The organism is Arthrobacter pascens (genome assembly GCF_017052465.1).
Lineage (GTDB): Bacteria > Actinomycetota > Actinomycetes > Actinomycetales > Micrococcaceae > Arthrobacter > Arthrobacter pascens.
Genome location: NZ_JAFHKT010000128.1, coordinates 33,371 through 50,449 on the forward strand (window position 1 = coordinate 33,371; position 17,079 = coordinate 50,449).

At 62.8% G+C, this 17,079-nt stretch carries 18 protein-coding genes; 12 read left to right on the forward strand and 6 right to left on the reverse strand.

From position 1 onward, the window contains the following. Positions 1–9 precede the first annotated feature (9 nt). The 11 genes from JYA52_RS08495 (at position 10) to JYA52_RS08545 (ending at position 10,133) form a co-directional block, all read left to right on the forward strand. Positions 10–885: a type II secretion system F family protein gene (locus tag JYA52_RS08495; protein WP_205652766.1), complete on the forward strand. Its 876-nt coding sequence runs from the start codon at positions 10–12 to the stop codon at positions 883–885. Between the two features lie 288 nt (positions 886–1,173). After that, on the forward strand, positions 1,174–1,398 hold the full coding sequence (locus JYA52_RS08500; RefSeq protein ID WP_205652767.1) for a Flp family type IVb pilin: 225 nt from the start codon (positions 1,174–1,176) through the stop codon (positions 1,396–1,398). 81 nt (positions 1,399–1,479) lie between these two features. Beyond that, positions 1,480–1,854: a TadE/TadG family type IV pilus assembly protein gene (locus tag JYA52_RS08505; RefSeq protein WP_205652768.1), complete on the forward strand. Its 375-nt coding sequence runs from the start codon at positions 1,480–1,482 to the stop codon at positions 1,852–1,854. A gap of 2 nt (positions 1,855–1,856) precedes the next feature. After that, the gene (locus JYA52_RS08510) at positions 1,857–2,867 is read left to right on the forward strand and encodes a pilus assembly protein TadG-related protein (protein WP_307869340.1); all 1,011 of its coding nucleotides are present in this window, start codon (positions 1,857–1,859) and stop codon (positions 2,865–2,867) included. Positions 2,868–2,909: 42 nt separating this feature from the next. Further along, positions 2,910–3,686 (forward strand): Flp pilus assembly protein CpaB, encoded by a 777-nt coding sequence (gene cpaB / locus JYA52_RS08515; protein WP_205652770.1) that lies wholly within the window; start codon positions 2,910–2,912, stop codon positions 3,684–3,686. Then, positions 3,683–4,873 carry a CpaE/TadZ family protein gene (locus tag JYA52_RS08520; RefSeq protein WP_205652771.1) on the forward strand — a complete coding sequence of 397 codons (1,191 nt, stop codon included), beginning with the start codon at positions 3,683–3,685 and terminating at the stop codon, positions 4,871–4,873. Before cpaB ends, JYA52_RS08520 begins: the two co-directional genes overlap by 4 nt. Then, on the forward strand, positions 4,874–6,466 hold the full coding sequence (locus JYA52_RS08525) for a TadA family conjugal transfer-associated ATPase (protein WP_205652772.1): 1,593 nt from the start codon (positions 4,874–4,876) through the stop codon (positions 6,464–6,466). 5 nt (positions 6,467–6,471) lie between these two features. Continuing rightward, on the forward strand, positions 6,472–7,404 hold the full coding sequence (locus tag JYA52_RS08530) for a type II secretion system F family protein (protein WP_205652773.1): 933 nt from the start codon (positions 6,472–6,474) through the stop codon (positions 7,402–7,404). Positions 7,405–7,411: 7 nt separating this feature from the next. Further along, a complete protein-coding gene (locus tag JYA52_RS08535; protein ID WP_205652774.1) occupies positions 7,412–8,296 on the forward strand; it encodes a type II secretion system F family protein in 885 nt (294 codons plus the stop codon). A 106-nt stretch (positions 8,297–8,402) separates the two neighbouring features. Then, entirely contained in the window at positions 8,403–8,855 is a 453-nt protein-coding gene (locus JYA52_RS08540) for an Hpt domain-containing protein (RefSeq protein ID WP_205652775.1), read from the forward strand. Positions 8,856–9,029: 174 nt separating this feature from the next. Continuing rightward, positions 9,030–10,133 carry a hypothetical protein gene (locus JYA52_RS08545; RefSeq protein ID WP_205652776.1) on the forward strand — a complete coding sequence of 368 codons (1,104 nt, stop codon included), beginning with the start codon at positions 9,030–9,032 and terminating at the stop codon, positions 10,131–10,133. A 109-nt stretch (positions 10,134–10,242) separates the two neighbouring features. Here JYA52_RS08545 and JYA52_RS08550 read toward each other — a convergent pair whose 3' ends face one another. Beyond that, a complete protein-coding gene (locus tag JYA52_RS08550; protein ID WP_205652777.1) occupies positions 10,243–11,028 on the reverse strand; it encodes a response regulator transcription factor in 786 nt (261 codons plus the stop codon). Between the two features lie 249 nt (positions 11,029–11,277). Here JYA52_RS08550 and JYA52_RS08555 point away from each other — a divergent pair, with 249 nt between their 5' ends. Continuing rightward, entirely contained in the window at positions 11,278–12,939 is a 1,662-nt protein-coding gene (locus tag JYA52_RS08555) for a sensor histidine kinase (RefSeq protein ID WP_205652778.1), read from the forward strand. Positions 12,940–12,985: 46 nt separating this feature from the next. Here the strand turns inward: JYA52_RS08555 and JYA52_RS08560 are convergent, their stop codons facing one another. The 5 genes from JYA52_RS08560 to JYA52_RS08580 form a co-directional block, all read right to left on the reverse strand. Beyond that, a complete protein-coding gene (locus JYA52_RS08560; protein ID WP_205652779.1) occupies positions 12,986–13,468 on the reverse strand; it encodes a sensor histidine kinase in 483 nt (160 codons plus the stop codon). Between the two features lie 88 nt (positions 13,469–13,556). Beyond that, positions 13,557–14,297 carry a response regulator transcription factor gene (locus JYA52_RS08565; protein WP_205652780.1) on the reverse strand — a complete coding sequence of 247 codons (741 nt, stop codon included), beginning with the start codon at positions 14,295–14,297 and terminating at the stop codon, positions 13,557–13,559. A 106-nt stretch (positions 14,298–14,403) separates the two neighbouring features. Next, positions 14,404–15,294: a tRNA pseudouridine(38-40) synthase TruA gene (gene truA / locus JYA52_RS08570; protein ID WP_205652781.1), complete on the reverse strand. Its 891-nt coding sequence runs from the start codon at positions 15,292–15,294 to the stop codon at positions 14,404–14,406. A 31-nt stretch (positions 15,295–15,325) separates the two neighbouring features. Next, positions 15,326–15,904, reverse strand: coding sequence for a 50S ribosomal protein L17 (gene rplQ / locus JYA52_RS08575; RefSeq protein WP_205652782.1), 579 nt, complete (start codon positions 15,902–15,904; stop codon positions 15,326–15,328). A 77-nt stretch (positions 15,905–15,981) separates the two neighbouring features. After that, the gene (locus tag JYA52_RS08580; RefSeq protein ID WP_056626606.1) at positions 15,982–16,992 is read right to left on the reverse strand and encodes a DNA-directed RNA polymerase subunit alpha; all 1,011 of its coding nucleotides are present in this window, start codon (positions 16,990–16,992) and stop codon (positions 15,982–15,984) included. Between the last annotated feature and the right edge of the window lie 87 nt (positions 16,993–17,079).

Sequence of the window (17,079 nt, forward strand, 5' to 3'; positions counted from 1 at the left end):
GTAGAAGAAATGCAACCCATAGCACTCGCAGCCATCTTGGCGATTGTCCTTCCAATTTCCGGCATGATCTGGCTGACGTTCACGGGAGACCGGGCTGGACTCCGCAACATTCAAGCCAACTTGGGCGGGCGGCCAAGCCAGGCCGCCCAGTCACTGAACGTCAATGAGCAGCTCGCAAAACTGTCCCGTCGGCTGACCCCTCACAGCTATGAAGCGTGGCTGGACAAGCAGTTGGCGGGAGTCGGGCGGCCCAAGGAGTGGCCGCTGGCCAGGATCATTATGGTCAAGCCCCTGCTCGCCTTCGGCGGAGCGATCGTTGGGCTTATCGTGTACCTGGGAGCGCCCTCTGCCGGGCGGCTCATCCTCGGGGTAGGAATAGTGGCGTTCTGCTACTTCGTCCCGGACATCCTCCTTCGCACCAAGGCCCAGAAGCGACGTGAGGCGATCCGGCTGGAGCTTCCCAATGCCATTGACCAAATGCTGATATCGGTTCAGGCCGGCCTCGGCTTCGAGACCGCCATGGGCCGAGCCGGTGAAAACGGCAGCGGACCGCTGGCCGATGAGCTGATCAGGACATTGCAGGACATCCAGGTGGGTCGGTCCCGCAAGGAAGCCTATCTGTCGCTCTCCGACCGGGTCGATGTTCCTGACGTACGCAGCTTCATTCGGGCCGTAATCCAAGCAGACACCTATGGCATTGCCATCGTGGGCGTGCTCAAGTTACAAGCCAAGGATATGAGGATCAAACGGCGGCAGCGAGCGGAAGAGCATGCCATGAAGATGCCCGTCAAGATGCTTTTCCCATTGATCTTCTTCATCCTGCCAACCCTATTCATCGTGTTGCTGGGGCCGGCCGTGCTCAAAATCATGGCCGTATTCTCCTAGGCGGACCACAATTCCACAGCCCCGAACAGCACGACACAGCGCCATATGGCGCTGCAGAGACCGGACCCCCTCGGATCCCAGCACCGAGGGGGTCCTTTTTGCGTGCCCCCCGGGCGCTGACGAGGGCGGAAGGACAGGGTAAGCGCAGGGATAACGCAGGATATGCGCAGCTTGGGAAGGCTTGGCACAGGATGCTCCAAGGTGCCTATCCCTGGCGGAAATCACGCTGCATCCTATTTACAGAGCTGGTGACGGACCAGCTTCCCTTCACTCGCTCAGGAGTTCAAAATGCTTTCTCTGTACATCAACCTCTCCTCCCGCCTCCACCGCGATGAGAAAGGTGCAACCGCTGTTGAATACGGCATCATGGTCGCCCTCATCGCCGTTGTGATCATTGCCGCCGTCACGCTCCTCGGCGGCTCGCTGGGCGACGCGTTTGGAGACATAAAGTGCTCCATCACGACCCCGGCAACGCCGAACTGGGTTGCAGCGACTGAGACGTGCGCGGCGTAAGTACCAGCCCAGATTGTCAGTTCGGCGGCGGTTGCGAAACCGCCGCCGAAACTGACTGTTCAGTTTCGATGAGAGGCCACCATGTCGAGGGCATCCGAACGTGGAGCGGTCGCGGTTGAGTTCGTATTACTGGCCCCAGTCCTGATAATGATCCTTCTCGGCATCATGGAATTCGGCCGGGCCTACAACGTTCAAGTATTACTAACCAATGCTGCCCGCGAGGGTGTCCGCAGCATGGCGATCAACAACAGCCAAACTTCTGCCCTGACGGCGGCTAAGAATGCCGCAACGCAATTAAGCCCGGCTCTGACAGATGGCAACATCGCGTTCAGCGCCGCTAACTGCGCGGTCGGAGCCCAGATGACCGTGACAATCACTTACTCGCTCAGCACGATGACCGGCATTGCCGGTCCATTTGGCATGACGGGAAAAGGAACAATGCTGTGCGGCGGCTAGCAGTGTCTGCTGACAACGAGCGCGGCGGGATCGCCGTTATTGTCGCACTTGCGATGGTGGTAATGCTCGGCTTCGCAGCCATCTCTATTGACGTTGCGAAGCTCTACGCCGAACGTGCCCAACTGCAGAACGGATCGGATTCGGCTGCCTTGATGGTGGCGCACAAATGTGCCAAGAACGAGGCGGATACAAACTGCTCCGCAACAGCTCAAATGGCAGCTGACCTCGCAAATAAGAATGCGCTGGATGGCCTCAGCAACGTGAAATCCATCTCCCTCGATAAACCTAACCGCACGGTCCAGGTGACAGCAGGGGCAAAAGAAACCGGCAGCGCCACGAACAGTGTCTCCCTCTTCTTCGCCAGGGTCCTCGGAATGTCCAGTGCCGAGGTTTCGGCCGGTTCGAGCGTGCGCTGGGGAAGCCCCGTAGAAGGCACCACGCCCTTCCCGCTGGCATTTTCGGTGTGCCAGGTTTCGGGCATGGTCGACGGTGCAACCCAGCTTCTGCAGAACCATACTTCCAATGCCAACGCGGATTGCGGCCTCGGCCCTGCCGGAAAGACTGTCCCCGGCGGCTTTGCCTGGATCGTTCAGAGCACCGGTCAGTGCGGCGGCCTTGTTAACTTGGCCATCAATCAGAGTGGCAGCGACACCGGCAACGACGGCCCCTCGAACTGTGATGCGGTCCTCAATAAGTGGGCCGCGGAACTTGGTGCCGGCAGACCAGTTACCGTCTTGCTGCCGGTGTACGAGGACGTCACCGGAACCGGCTCCGGGGCCTCGTACGACTTGCTGGCCTTCGCCTCATTTAGTGTGCAGGGATGGGCATTCAGCGGTGCCGACAAGCTCCCGATGGTCTACAACAACGCCTCATCTTCCGATAAGGACCTGCAGTGCAAAGGCAGCTGCCGCGGCATCATCGGAAAGTTCGTCAAGTACGTCTCCCTCGCTGACGGCTACAAGCTGGGACCCGTCAGCCCGTACGGCGCCACGGTCGTCGAACTCACCAGCTAGACCTATGCAGTTCAGTGAATCAAAATTCCTCAGGAGCAGATCGTGAAGTCTCGGTTGTTGGCAGGAGCGGCAGCGGTAGTCCTCGCCATCGTCGGCGCGATGTTGGTGATTTCCTATGCCCAGGGGGCGGACCAGCGGGCCGTCAAGAACCTCGAGCCAGTGGCGGTCCTGGTCGTCAAGACGGCGATTCCTGCCGGCACTCCGGTGGAATCCATGACTGCCTCTGTGACCACCGAACAGCTTCCTGCCGCGGCCGTGACCGGCTCTTCCCTCAAGTCCTTTGACGGATCCAAGGGCAAGGTGGCAGCCGTCGACCTGGTTCCCGGCGAACAGCTCGTGACCGAACGCCTGGTCGAGCCCGAAGAACTGAAGACGCAGGGATCGGTAGAAGTCCCCGCAGGCCTGCAGGAAGTCTCCTTCCAGCTCGAGCCGGTCCGCGTCGTTGGCGGCAGGCTGGCTCCCGGCGACCGTGTGGGCGTCTTCGTCAACCTTGAAAAGGGGGCACTTGAAGACAAGCTCGACGTCGAAACCACCAAACTGACCGTCCGCAAGGCCCTCGTCACAGCCGTTCAGCGCGCCCCGGAGCCTGCCCCGACAGCCGCGCCGGCGCCCACCGCGAGCGCCGATCCGAACGCCGGCAACCCGCAGGACACCACTCTTCCGACGGGTTCCCTCATGCTCACCGTCGCCGTCAGCGACGCCGACGCTGCAAAGATCGTTTTTGCCGCGGAGTACGCAGATATCTGGCTCAGCAAGGAGCCCGCGAACGCCAAGGACAGCGGCCCCCGGATCATTCAGCGGAGCGAGGTCTACAAGTGAGCCGCTTCGTCCTGATCACGCCGAGCGCGGACTTCGACAGCCGCTTGCGGCAGGCCGTTGAGGGCGGGCTCCAGGGCGGCGTGCAGACGTTCTTCACCAATGTCCTGCCGGCCGGCCCCTACGACCTGTTCGCCCAGCTCAACCAGGAGCGGCCAGAAGTCCTCATCCTCGGACCGGATGTGCCTGTAGACGATGCGCTGCGCCTGGCCACGGTGCTGGACGTGCAGGTGCCGGACCTTACGGTACTCCTGGTGAGCGAACCTGATCCGGAGCTCCTCTTGCAGGCCATGCGCGCCGGCATCCGGGATATCCTCAGCCCGTCCGCCGACCCCTCGCACATGCGGGTCCTGCTGGAGCGCGCCTGCCAGTCCTTCGCCACCCGCCACCGGCCGGAACAGCCCAAGCAGGCTGACAGCAAGGGAAGAGTGATCGGCGTCTTCTCGCCCAAGGGTGGAGTGGGCAAGACCACCATCGCCACCAACCTCGCAGTAGGGCTCGGCAAGGCGGCGCCCATGAGCGTCGTGGTGGTTGACCTTGACCTGCAGTTCGGCGACGTCGCGTCCGGCCTCTACCTCAACCCGGAGCACACGGTTACGGATGCGGTCTCCCCCGCTGCCAGCGAGGACACCCTGGTGCTCAAGGCGTTCCTCACGGTTCACCCCTCCAGCATCTACGCCGTGTGCGCGCCCGACAACCCGGTCGATGCCGACCACATCGCACCTGAACAGGTCACCCGGCTGCTGGAACAGCTGGCGGAAGAATTCCAATACGTCGTTGTAGACACTGCCCCCGGCTTGCCGGAGATAGGACTTGCCGCCATGGAGGCCTGCACTGACGTGGTCTGGGTCAGCGCCATGGACATTCCCAGCGTCCGCGGTCTCCGCTCCGGGCTGGACGTCCTCCGCCAACTCGACATTCTGCCCGAGGGAAGGCACGTGGTCCTGAACATGGCTGACGCCAAATGCGGGCTCTCAGTCCAGGACGTCGAATCCACCATCGGCGCACCCGTCGATGTCAGTGTTCCGCGTTCCCGCGCCGTGGCATTCTCTACCAACCGCGGCATTCCGGTACTGCAGGAAGCCAAGAAGGATCCAGCAGTCAAAGGACTCAATCAGCTGGTCGAGCGGTTCAGCCCCAATGGGCAGGCAAAGGGCCAGCGGCGAAGCCACCGACGGGTGGTGGTCTAGATGAAGCTGTCCGAACGGATCCAGATAGCTCAGGCGAAGTCCCAGACTGCGGCTGCCCCGGCCAAGGCAATGGCGACGGCCGTTGCTTCTGCCGCCCCTTCCCCCGTAGCCGCCGCCCCGGCGCTCCGGCCGAGGACACCAAGGAGCGCAGCGGAAGCGACGCACGCGCAAGTTCCAACGGCTGCGCTGTCGGCTCGCCGCGATCCCGCACGTCCAAAATCTACGCAGCAGGAGACCGCGGCCAAGCCTTCACAGCCTCCTGCGGCACAGCACGAAGTCCTCAAGCCCAAGGCCCAGCAGCCGGTGGACGCCTTTGCAGCCCTCAAGCAGCGTGCGGCAACCGCCCTCTTCGAACGGATGGGAGCGAGGTTCAACGACTCCACCATCACGGAGAACGAACTGCGCAGCACTGCCAGGGAAGAGCTCATCCGCATCATCGACGCGGAACAGGTTCCGCTGACCGTGGACGAACGCTCCCGTCTGGTGCGCGACGTGGCCGATGACGTGCTCGGCTACGGTCCGCTGCAGCGGCTGCTGGACGATCCGGCCGTCACCGAAATCATGGTGAACCGGATGGACCAGATCTACGTGGAGCGCAAGGGCCAGCTGACGCTGACAGATTCCCGGTTCAGCTCGGAGCAGCACCTGCGCAAGGTCATTGAGCGCATCGTCTCCAAGGTGGGACGGCGCATCGACGAATCGTCTCCCCTGGTTGACGCGCGCCTGGAAGACGGTTCCCGCGTGAACGCCGTGATTCCTCCGCTTGCCGTAGGCGGTTCCTCGCTGACCATCCGTAAGTTCAGCAAGGTGCCCCTAACAGTCCAGAACCTCATCGACTTCGGAACGCTCACCCCGGAAATGGCCGAACTGCTCAACGCCTGCGTCAAGGCGAAGCTGAACATCATCGTCTCCGGCGGCACCGGCACGGGCAAGACCACGCTGCTGAATGTCTTGTCCTCGTTCCTTCCTGCCAACGAGCGCATCGTGACCATCGAGGACGCCGTGGAGCTCCAGATCCAGCAGGAACACGTGGTGCGGCTGGAAAGCCGGCCGCCGAACACCGAGGGCAAGGGCGAGGTGACCATCCGCGAACTGCTCCGGAACTCACTGCGTATGCGCCCCGACCGCATCGTGGTTGGTGAAGTCCGTGGCGGGGAATCCCTTGACATGCTGCAGGCCATGAACACCGGCCACGACGGCTCGCTGTCCACCGTCCACTCCAACTCGCCCCGCGACGCCGTCGCCCGTCTGGAGACCCTGGTCCTGATGGCCGGGATGGATCTGCCCCTGCGAGCCATCCGCGAGCAGATCGCATCCGCCGTCAACCTGATCATCCAGATCTCCCGGCTCCGTGACGGCACCCGCCGCATCACGCACGTCACCGAGGTCCAGGGTATGGAGGGCGACATCGTGACCCTCCAAGATGCCTTCGTGTTCGATTACTCGGCAGGTGTCGACCAGCACGGACGCTTCCTCGGTTCCCCTATCCCCACCGGCATCCGGCCGCGGTTCATCGACCGCTTCGAAGACATGGGCATCCACGTTTCGGCGGGTGTCTTCGGCGCCCCCGTGGCCTCCAGCGGAAAGCTCTGACGCCAATGGTCCTGACTCTAGGAATCATCCTCCTGATAGCCGCCATCGCCGTTGCAGGCGTGGCAGTGGTGATCCCCCGCACCCCCACTGTGCCGCTGGACCGCCGTCGGCCGTTCCGCACAGAGCCAGACTCGCAGCTGACGCGCTTTGCCGGATCAGCCGTCCAGGGCATCGAGCGTTTCCTTGCCAAGCGGAATTTCCGCTTCTTCAACCGGGAAACTCTCGAAAACGCGGGGCTACGCGTGAGCCAGGCAGATTTTCTGCTCCTGGTGATTATCGGCGCCTTTGTGGGCGGCCTGGTGGGTCTGGTGGTTGCCGGACCCTTGCTGGCCATTCTCCTGATGATCGCGGCACCGTTTGTGGGCAACCTTGTGCTAAGGGTCCTCACGGGCAAAAGGCGGACCAAGTTTGGTGACCAGCTGGGCGATACGCTGCAATTGCTCTCCGGCAGCCTCCGCGCCGGCCACAGTATCCTGCGGGCCATCGATGCCGCCGCCAACGAATCGCAAGCTCCGACTTCCGAGGAAATGCGCCGGGTGGTTTCGGAGACGAGCCTCGGCCGGGACCTGCTGGTTTCGCTGAACGATACCGCTGAACGCATGCAGAATGAGGACTTCGTTTGGATTTCCCAGGCCATCCAGATCAACCGCGAAGTGGGCGGCAACCTGGCTGAGGTCCTCGACCAGGTCAACGAAACCATCCGCGAGCGCAACGAGATCAAGGGCCATATAAAGTCCCTCGCCGCCGAAGGGAAATTCTCCGCCTACATCCTCATGGCCCTTCCCATTGGAATCGTGGCCATGCTCATGGTGGTCAGCCCGGGTTACATGGACAAGATGGTTTCCACAGTCCTGGGCTGGATCATGATCGTTGCCTCGGTCATCCTGATGACCATCGGTGGTCTCTGGATGCGCAAAATCATCGACCTGAAGTTCTGAGGCGGCCATGGATCCCTTGATTCTCCTTTCCCTTCTCCTGGTCTGCCTGCCGCTCGGCTACCTTGCGTGGACCCTGCTCTCCACCGACAAGAAGGGCCAGGCGATTGCCCGCGACATCCTGTCCAGGGGGACCCACCGGGCCGAAGTGGAGAAGAAAGTCAGCAGAGGTCTGCTGGACAAGATCGGTCACCGCCTCACCCCCGCTGGCTATGTGCAGAAAATTGATCGCCTCCTGTCGCTCGCCGGCCGGCCGGCAAACCTTCCGCTGGGCCGCGTGCTGGCCGCTAAACCCGCCCTGGGCCTGGTGGGTGGACTGGTGGGGCTATGGCTGAGTTCAGTCGGAACGACGCCCATCATGAAACTCGTCGGCATCTTCGTCCTGTTTCTTGGCTATTTCATTCCCGATCTGCTGCTCTACAGCAAGGGCCAAGAGCGGCAGAAGGCCATGCAGCTGGAGCTAGCCAACACCCTGGACCAGATGCTCATTTCCGTAGAGGCGGGCCTTGGCTTCGAGGGAGCAATGGCCCGGGCAGGCGAGAACGGCAAAGGCCCGCTGGCAGAGGAACTGGTCCGGACGCTGCAGGACATGCAGGTGGGCCGCAGCCGCCGCGAGTCGTATCTCGCGCTGGCCGAGCGTACTAACATCCCCGAACTGCGGAGCTTCGTCCAAGCAGTAGTCCAGGCCGACACCTATGGCATCGCCATCAGCCGTGTCCTCCGTGTGCAAGCCAAGGTGATGCGGGTGAAGCGGCGCCAGCGGGCCGAAGAGAAGGCCATGAAACTGCCCGTTATGATCCTCTTTCCGCTGCTGTTCTTTATCTTCCCGGTCCTGTTCATCGCCATCCTGGGACCCGCCGTCATTAACACCATCGAAACCTTCAGCGGCCAGTAGGGTCGGAATGCCGCAGGTTTTCCGCGCACCACAAGGAACGCGCAGGGTTTGCACAGGATCCAAGTTGGATCAGGCTTTTCCCAAGGTCAGAAAGTAGCCTTAACACATGTCTAGTTCAGGGTCCAGCACAAGCGACGGCGGCGCCAACGGCGTCTGCCTGCCTGGTCCCGGGGCTGCCGCACAGGACGAACCGGAACAGGCGGACGGGCTCCCCATCCTCGATCTCACGGTCCTTCGCGAACTGGAGGAGGACATGGGCGGCAGCGGCGTGGCCCGCGCGTTCGCCAAGGACTACATCGGCATCTGGGAGAAGCGGCTGGCGTACCTGCAGCACTCAATCGCAGAGAACGATCCGGAACTCGCGATGGATGCGGTCCTGAGCCTGAAGAACTCCGCGTTCATGGTGGGCGGGTCGCGTCTCGCCAGTCTGGCTGTGGAATCGGAGCGCCTCATCAGGGCCGCTGACCTCCCCGCAGTACGGAGGCTGTTGCCCGTCATTGCTGAGACGGGCGCGCAGACCGTCGCCGCGCTGAAGCGAAGCTACCTGCGGGGACACTAGGGCGTGTCTCCTAAGCGGCCAGCGAGATGATGAGTGCCCGGAGGACGGCTCCACCATGGTAGGCGAGAGCGAGTATGTCGTAGCGAGCGCTGCCCGCCGGGGAATTCCGGCTGGAAATGACTACTGACATCACCCGCAAATCATGGGGCACCTACAGCTTCAAAGGGGCACTAAATGGATGAACGCTCTGGCATCACTATTGACTCGGTAAAAATCCGACAAGTGAACGCCGACGCGACATTCACTCAGGGTTTCTTGTGCGCGCCCTCACCCGCAAGTCACCAGCCGTCAACTCCTGACATCGACGCCGCGATCGCTGAGATCAGGATGCCTGACTACTCCGACCAGAGGTTCCACGCAGTTGAAGTGAGCCAGGGAACGGCAATTTACATCTTTCCCGTGAGCTCCCCCAACCATGCTGTCGAGGTTGCGGGGATGATTGCCGAAGCAGTTGCTGCGTTGGGCTTCACGGGAACCATCACGGCCTGCTCGGACAAACTCGGGCCCAGGCCGCGGACGGGGCGCTACGCCTACAGCGCGGCCATCTGTGCCGTTGACGCTGCCGTAGACAACAGCATGACCCCGCTCCACTTTCGATCAGTCAAGAACAATTGGGACAGCTGGGCGGTCGAAAGCGCCGCGTTCAAGGACATCGTGGATCTGCTCGCCGGCTGGGCCAAGACCCATACCAGTGGAGCCATCCTCGCAGGGCTCCACTTCACGATGTCCCGATGCGAACCGCACCAGGTAGCGGAGGTCATCTCGCGCTGCTGTGAAGACATCGGGTGGGCGGAACTTCTCTTCCCCACAGCCAACGGTGACTGGTACGTCCTGTTCTCGGGTGAGGGGTGGATCCTGCCTGGCACCGAAATCAAAGCTGGAAGGGCCGACGCCCTGGAGCCGCTGGCGCGGCTGCTCAAAGACATGGCACCGCTTTACGACTATGCGGCCGTCGCCAGGGTACATTTCGGGCTCGTCACCCCGGGGAGCGTGATGAGCCAGTGGGGGCTCCATTCGCCCGACGATCCCGAGCTGACCGCAAACCACGCGGCGATGAGGAGTTCAGTGCCGGGCATCTTCGCCGTCCAGGTCCTCGGCACGGGACATGCCGACCTGCGGCCTGAGGGCTTCTGGCAGGTCACACCATTCAACTCAGGACGACGGATGTTCACCGCGCCGAACCCCGATGACTGGTGGACATCGACTAAGCATTTTCCCGCAGTGGGTTTTCACGCCCTAATGGAAGCTAACAAAGCCCTCCTGTTCAAGTGGACCTGACGACCTAAGAAAGCTGTGCCAAGGCGGCTGGAGCGTGTCTCCTAAATCCTTGAGTGGTGGTCAGGGATGCTTGATGGGCGTCTCGTACGTACGGAATTCATGCGCAGTCCTACTCCGCCCGCTTCGGCGCCAGCCGGTACCCCACACCGCGGACTGTGACGAGCCAGCGCGGGTCCGCCGGATCCTCATGGAGCTTCCGCCGCAGGTTTCCGATGTGGACCTCGACGGCCCGCTCGTCAGCCTCGCTGATGTACGTGTCCTCGCCGTAGTATTCCCCGCGGACCACACGGACCAGATCAGCCCGTGTGCGCACGGCCCCGGTTCCCCTCAACAGTTCCTGCAGCAGATCAAACTCGCTGCGGGTCAATCCCAGCGGAGTGCCGCGAAGGGCGACAGTCCGGGTTTCCATGTCCAGCGCCAGGCCATTGTGCTGGAGCACCTTGCCGCGGCGCACGGTGGTAGCGCCACCCGCGCCACCGACACCGGACGACAGCACCGGCACATCAGCGTCACCAGCCGCGCCCTGCCGGGGCCGGCGCATCATCGCGGTGATGCGGGCACGCAGCTCACGGGGCCTGAACGGCTTGGTAATGTAGTCGTCCGCGCCGCCCTGAAGCGCCGTGATCGTGTCCAGTTCCTCGTCCCTGCCCGTGAGCATGACGACGTAGGCGTCACTGAACTGTCGGATTCTTCGTAGGACCTCAAAACCGTCTATATCCGGAAGTCCCACGTCAAGCGTGATCACATTGACCCGCTGTTGACGGGCTACGTCAACACCATCACGTCCCGTGGCTGCTGAGTGCACCTCGAAGCCAGCCTGCTGAAGGACCGCGTCAAGCAGATTGCGGACGTCGTCGTCATCCTCAATCACCACGGCCACGCCAAGTTCGCCCACGACTACCCCATATCAGGCAAAACCACCGCACCGCCCAGCGCAATGCGGAAAGTACTACCTGATTACATAGGCTACAACGTCTACGGGACCAGACAACCTAAATTGTGCATATGTTTTGCAAGCAACACTCAGCAACCAGTTGGGACTGCCGACGCAGAAGAATTGGCGTGCATAATGGCACCATGGGTGGGGACAAAATAATACGGTCTCACGTTTCGATAATCGACCCTAAGGGCGGGGGCTGCGCCCATGGGTGAACACGTGCTGGTCCGTGACACTGACCGCTTTTTCAGACGGCTTAAGCCGAGAGTCCAGGTGGCGCTTTGCCAGCTGCCGGTAACGCTCATTCTTGCTGCCATGGCCATTGCGGCGCCTGCGGTATGGCCCACGCTGATCGAGAATCCCGTCTTTATTGCATCCATAGTCCTGATGGGCGCCTTGTTCCTGGCGTGCTTCCTGGTTCCCTGGGAGCGCCTTCCCGTCAACGCCTACTTGGTAATCCCGATTCTTGACCTCCTGGTAATCGGTCTCGCACGCAACGGCGCCGTTCCGGCCGTGGCCGGCCTCGGAGTGCTGGCCATATTCCCGGTGATTTGGCTGTCGGCATCAGGCTCCTTCGTGAAGACCAGCATTGTGCTCAGTTTCATTGGGCCCCTGCTCATCGGGCTGCCTTCACTGGTGCAAAAGTTTCCCAGAATTTCACCTTCGGACATTGCCACTGCAATCCTCTTGCCCCTCATGATGCTGGCCGTCTCGCTGGCAATCCGGTTCGCGAGCGCCAATATCCGTGTACAGCGACGACGGCTCGAAAGAAAGGATGCCGAACTCCGGGAACTGCTCATTCAAAGCAGGACGCGTGAAAGGCTTTTCAAAACCATCTTGGACGCCATCGACGTCGGCATCGTCGCCGTCGACGCCAACGGCCATAAAGTGCTCGTCAACGATCAGCAAAAGGCGTTCCTGCAGGCCGCTTCTCCCGCAGGCGCGGCCGCGGAAATGCAGGAATCCGGGCAACTCATGTTCGGCCAGGACAAGGTCACGCCGCTGCCCGAGGATAAGCGACCGATCCGCCGGGCCGTTGCGGGCGAAACCTTTGCGAACTATCTGGTGTGGCTCGGCCAGGGCAGCGCCCGGCGCGCCGTTTCCACGGCGGCCCGGATCATAAGGAACGACGACGGCGGGTTCAGCGGCGCCGTCGTCGTCTACAGCGATGTGACCGGGCTCGTGGAGGCGCTCTCCGCCAAGGAAGAACTGATCTCCAACGTCTCGCACGAATTCCGCAGCCCCCTCATGTCCGTGCTGGGCAACGTTGACTTGGTGCTGGACGAGGCTGAAGCCCTCTCATCGGCGGCAGTGCAAAGGCTGGAAGTGGTGCAGCGCAATGCCGAACGGCTCCTTTCGCTGGTCTCGGATCTGCTCGTCTCAGCCTCCACGGTGCTGGCGGTCCACGCGCGGAGGACAGACCTGGCCAGCCTCATCGACACGACCATCGGATCCGCGCAGGCACAGGCCGACGCATCCAATGTCTCCCTCAGCATCGACACCCCCGCACCCCTCTGGGCCCATGCCGATCCGCTCCGCATCTCCCAAGCCCTCGACAACCTGGTATCCAATGCCATCAAATACTCTCCAGACGGCGGTGCCGTGACGGTCCGCGCCCGCACCAGTGAGGACTGGGTGCAGCTGCAGGTCCAGGACACCGGAATGGGCATCAGCGAAGAGGAAACCTCCCGGATCTTCACTCGGTTCTTCCGCACCCAGGCTGCGCGGCAGGCGGCAATCCCCGGGGTGGGTTTGGGCCTCTCGATCACGAAGACCATTGTGGAACGGCACGGCGGCGCCATCACATGCGTGAGCAAGCCCGGGGCGGGGACCACGTTCACCATGACCCTGCCCCGGGAACATTCCTAGGGAGACTGGGCCGAACCTGTGGGCCGGGCACCTAATCCAGGCGCACCTAATCCAGCGGCAGTGTGACGTTCACGCACGTTCCTGCCGCGGACGAGTCGACCGTCATGTGGCCGCCGGCTGTTTCCACGGCGAGCCGCATGAGCCGCAGCCCCATCCCGGAATGCCTGCCCTGGGTTGCTGCCTCGGCATCGAACCCTGCGCCGTCGTCGGTCACTTTGAGCTGCACCTCATGGCAGAGGGCGGGGTGGCTGAGGCAGCCCAACCGAATCGTCACCGCCGAGGCATTGGCGAATTTGTACACGTTGCTGAGGAGCTCCTGGGCCGCCCGGTACAGGAGGGTGGCACACTTCCGGTCCACCTCCATCCCGTGGTGCGGAGCCTCCAGGTGAACCACGGTCCCGCGCTCGCGCAGCGGAAGGGTCAAGCGGTCAATCGCCCCCGCGACGCCAAGCGCATAGAAATCGACCGGATGCGTATCGGTAAGAACGCCACGGACTGCAACAACCTCGTCGCTTGATACTGATTTCATGATTCAACGGTGCGCCTGCACCCTTGGCATTTTCTTAGGGTTTTCCCAGCCACTCCCCCGTTTGCAGGGGGGACGATCCACCCCCGCCCTAGGTGAGGGTGTATCCCAGGCCGCGGACCGTCTTGAGCCACTTCGGCGACCGCGCGTCGTCCCCGAGTTTTCGGCGCAGGTTGCCGATATGGACCTCTATGACGCGGTCCGTGTCGACTTTCCGGGGGCGTCCCGGTCCCAGGTCCTCAAGCTGCAGGTGGCGGGCCAGTTCTGCCTTCGTCACCACGCGCTTCCCCTGCTCCAGAATAATCAGGAGCAGGTCGAACTCTGTCTTGGTAAGCTCCAGCGTCCGGCCCGCCAGTCGCACAGAACGGGCGACGGCGTCGACCTCCAGGCCGTTGTGCTCCAGGCACCGTGTCACTGCTTCCGCAACGGTTTCAGAAAGTTCACGATGTTCCGGCCGCAGTTGCCGCGGCCGGCGCAGCATCCCGTCAACGCGCACCCGGAGTTCCCGGGGCCGGAGAGGCGTGACCAGATAGTCGTCCGCCCCGGCGTCAAAGGCCTGCACCGTCGCCGCAAGATCACTGCTGGCACTGACTACCAGCAGGTACGCATGGCTGAACTCGCGGATGCGCCGCGCCACCTCAAGGCCGTCCGCATCCGGCAGCACGGCATTCAGCGTGACGGTATCCGGCTGCTTGGCGCGGACCAGCGCCAGCCCGGCCTCGCCGTTGTCGGAGCAATGCACCTCGAACCCGGCCTCACCAAGAGTCGCGCACAGCAAGGCGCAGACTTCCTGATCCTGCTCGATAACCACAACAACGCGGCGGTCATTCATCCCTTACCCCCTGTAAGGACTACATGTCTCAACACTGCCTCCCAGCCTACTGGCATCCGGCCGGGAACTGAGGCAGGGCCCTCAGAACGGGGATTAATGTAAGGACTTACTCCCGCAGGGCGCGCGTCAGTTCGGCGCGTGCCAGCAACTCGTCGTCCGACGGGTAGGCCACTTCCTCCAGCACCAGCGGATGGGGCGCCGCCAGCACGGAGCGGGCATCCCGCTTCCTGGCCAGCAGGCGTTCGTGCAGCCATCCCGGCGGCTCGAGCCCCTCCCCCACGTACAGCGCCGAGCCCACCAGCGCACGCACCATATTGTGGCAGAACGCATCGGCCTGGACGGTGGCAACGATAACGCCGTCCACGCCGCGCGTGAATTCGAAGCGCTGCAGTTCGCGGATGGTGGTGGAGCCCTCCCGCGGCTTGCAGTAGGAGAGGAAGTTCTGCAGCCCCAGCAGCTTCGACGCCCCTTCGTTCAGGAGGTCCACAACCAGCGGAGACTTGTGCCAGAGAGTGTCGTACCGGCCCAGCGGATCCCAGAGCGCCGGCCCGTCCGCAATGCGGTAGCTGTAGCGGCGCCACAACGCGGAAAAACGCGCGTCGAACCCCTCCGGCGCAATGGACACCTGGTGCACCACAATGGCGCCGGTCAGGTCCCCGAGCCCCCGGCTCAGTGCGCCCCTCAGCCGGCGTAAAAGCGCGACGGCGGGATCGAGTTCCGCGCCGCGGTTCAGTCCCAGCCACTCGGCTTCCGTCAGGTCGAGGTGGACCACCTGGCCGCGGGCATGCACGCCGGCGTCTGTCCGCCCCGCGACGGTCACCCGGACCGGCCGGCGGATCAGCAGCTCCAGCGCCTCCTCCAGGGTTCCCTGGACGGTGCGCAGCCCGGGCTGCACTGCCCACCCGCTGAAGGGGCCGCCGTCGTACGCCAAATCAAGTCGGATACGCAAAAACCCGCCGCCCCCCACTACGGGGGCCGCGGGTTTTTGGTCGTTCATAGACTTAAGTCTATGCGAAGAAATCAGCGAATTACTTCGCGTCCTTCTCGTCAGCAGCAGCCTTCTCGTCAGCAGCTTCCTCAGCGGCCGGAGCCTCTTCGGTTGCAGCTTCGGTCTCGGCAGCTTCAGCCTCAGCTTCCGGAGCGGCTTCGGTCTCGGCGACCTCAGCTTCCTCGGCAGCCGGAGCAGCCTTGTCTGCATCGCGCTTGGCAGCAGCAGTAGCCTCGGCTACAACAGCCTGCTTGGCGGAAACCGGCTCGAGAACCAGCTCGATGACAGCCATGGGAGCGTTGTCGCCCTTGCGGTTGCCGATCTTGGTGATGCGGGTGTAGCCGCCGTCGCGGTTCTCCACTGCCTGTGCAATGTCGGTGAACAGCTCGTGGACGATGCCCTTGTTGCTGATCAGGCCGAGCACGCGGCGGCGGGAAGCGAGGTCGCCGCGCTTGGCGAAGGTGACCAGGCGCTCTGCGTACGGCTTCAGGCGCTTGGCTTTGGTGACCGTGGTGGTGATCCGCTTGTGCTCGAACAGTGCTGCTGCCAGGTTCGCGAGCATAAGACGCTCGTGAGCCGGGCCGCCTCCGAGGCGCGGACCCTTAGTGGGGGTAGGCATAATTGTTTCTCCTCATATGGAAGCCGGTGGGCTGCGCACAACATGGTGCATCCAGCCCGCCAGCCAAGATCTGCTTGTTAGAGCTCGTCGTCGCTGAACGCGGCGTCGTCCTCTTCGATGGCTGCGGCGCGCGCGGCGAGGTCGAAGCCGGGAGGCGAGTCCTTGAGGGACAGTCCCAGTTCAACCAGCTTTGCCTTGACCTCGTCGATGGACTTCGCACCGAAGTTACGGATGTCCATCAGGTCAGCCTCGGAGCGGGCAACGAGTTCACCCACGGTGTGGATGCCCTCACGCTTGAGGCAGTTGTAGGAACGGACGGTGAGGTCCAGATCCTCGATCGGCAGAGCCATGTCTGCTGCCAAGGCAGCATCCGTCGGCGACGGGCCAATCTCGATACCTTCAGCTGCGGTGTTCAGCTCGCGGGCCAGACCGAAGAGTTCCACCAGGGTGGTACCTGCGGAAGCAACGGCATCGCGCGGGGCGATGGCCTGCTTGGTCTCGACGTCAACAATGAGCTTGTCGAAGTCGGTGCGCTGCTCAACACGGGTGGCTTCCACGCGGAAAGTAACCTTCAGCACCGGCGAGTAGATGGAGTCGACCGGGATGCGGCCGATCTCTGCGTCGCCGGACTTGTTCTGAGCTGCCGAAACGTAGCCGCGGCCGCGCTCGATGGTCAGTTCGAGTTCGAACTTGCCCTTCGAGTTCAGCGTGGCAATGTGCAGATCCGGGTTGTGGAATTCGACGCCGGCCGGCGGAGCGATGTCCGCGGCGGTGACGACTCCGGGTCCCTGCTTGCGCAGGTAAGCAACAACCGGCTCGTCGTGCTCGGAGGACACGGACAGGTTCTTGATGTTGAGGATGATCTCGGTGACATCTTCCTTGACACCCGGAACCGTGGTGAACTCGTGCAGCACGCCATCGATCCGGATGCTGGTTACAGCGGCACCGGGGATGGAGGAGAGCAGGGTACGGCGGAGGGAGTTTCCGAGGGTGTATCCGAAGCCCGGCTCCAGCGGTTCAATGATGAAACGGGAGCGGTTATCGGAGACGACCTCTTCGGAGAGGGTGGGGCGCTGTGCAATGAGCACTTAGGTTTCCTTTCGGCGAGCATCCGCTATATGACGCAACACAGGTGGTGGAAAATCGGTCTGAAGTCTTAACGCGCTGGGCTTGCC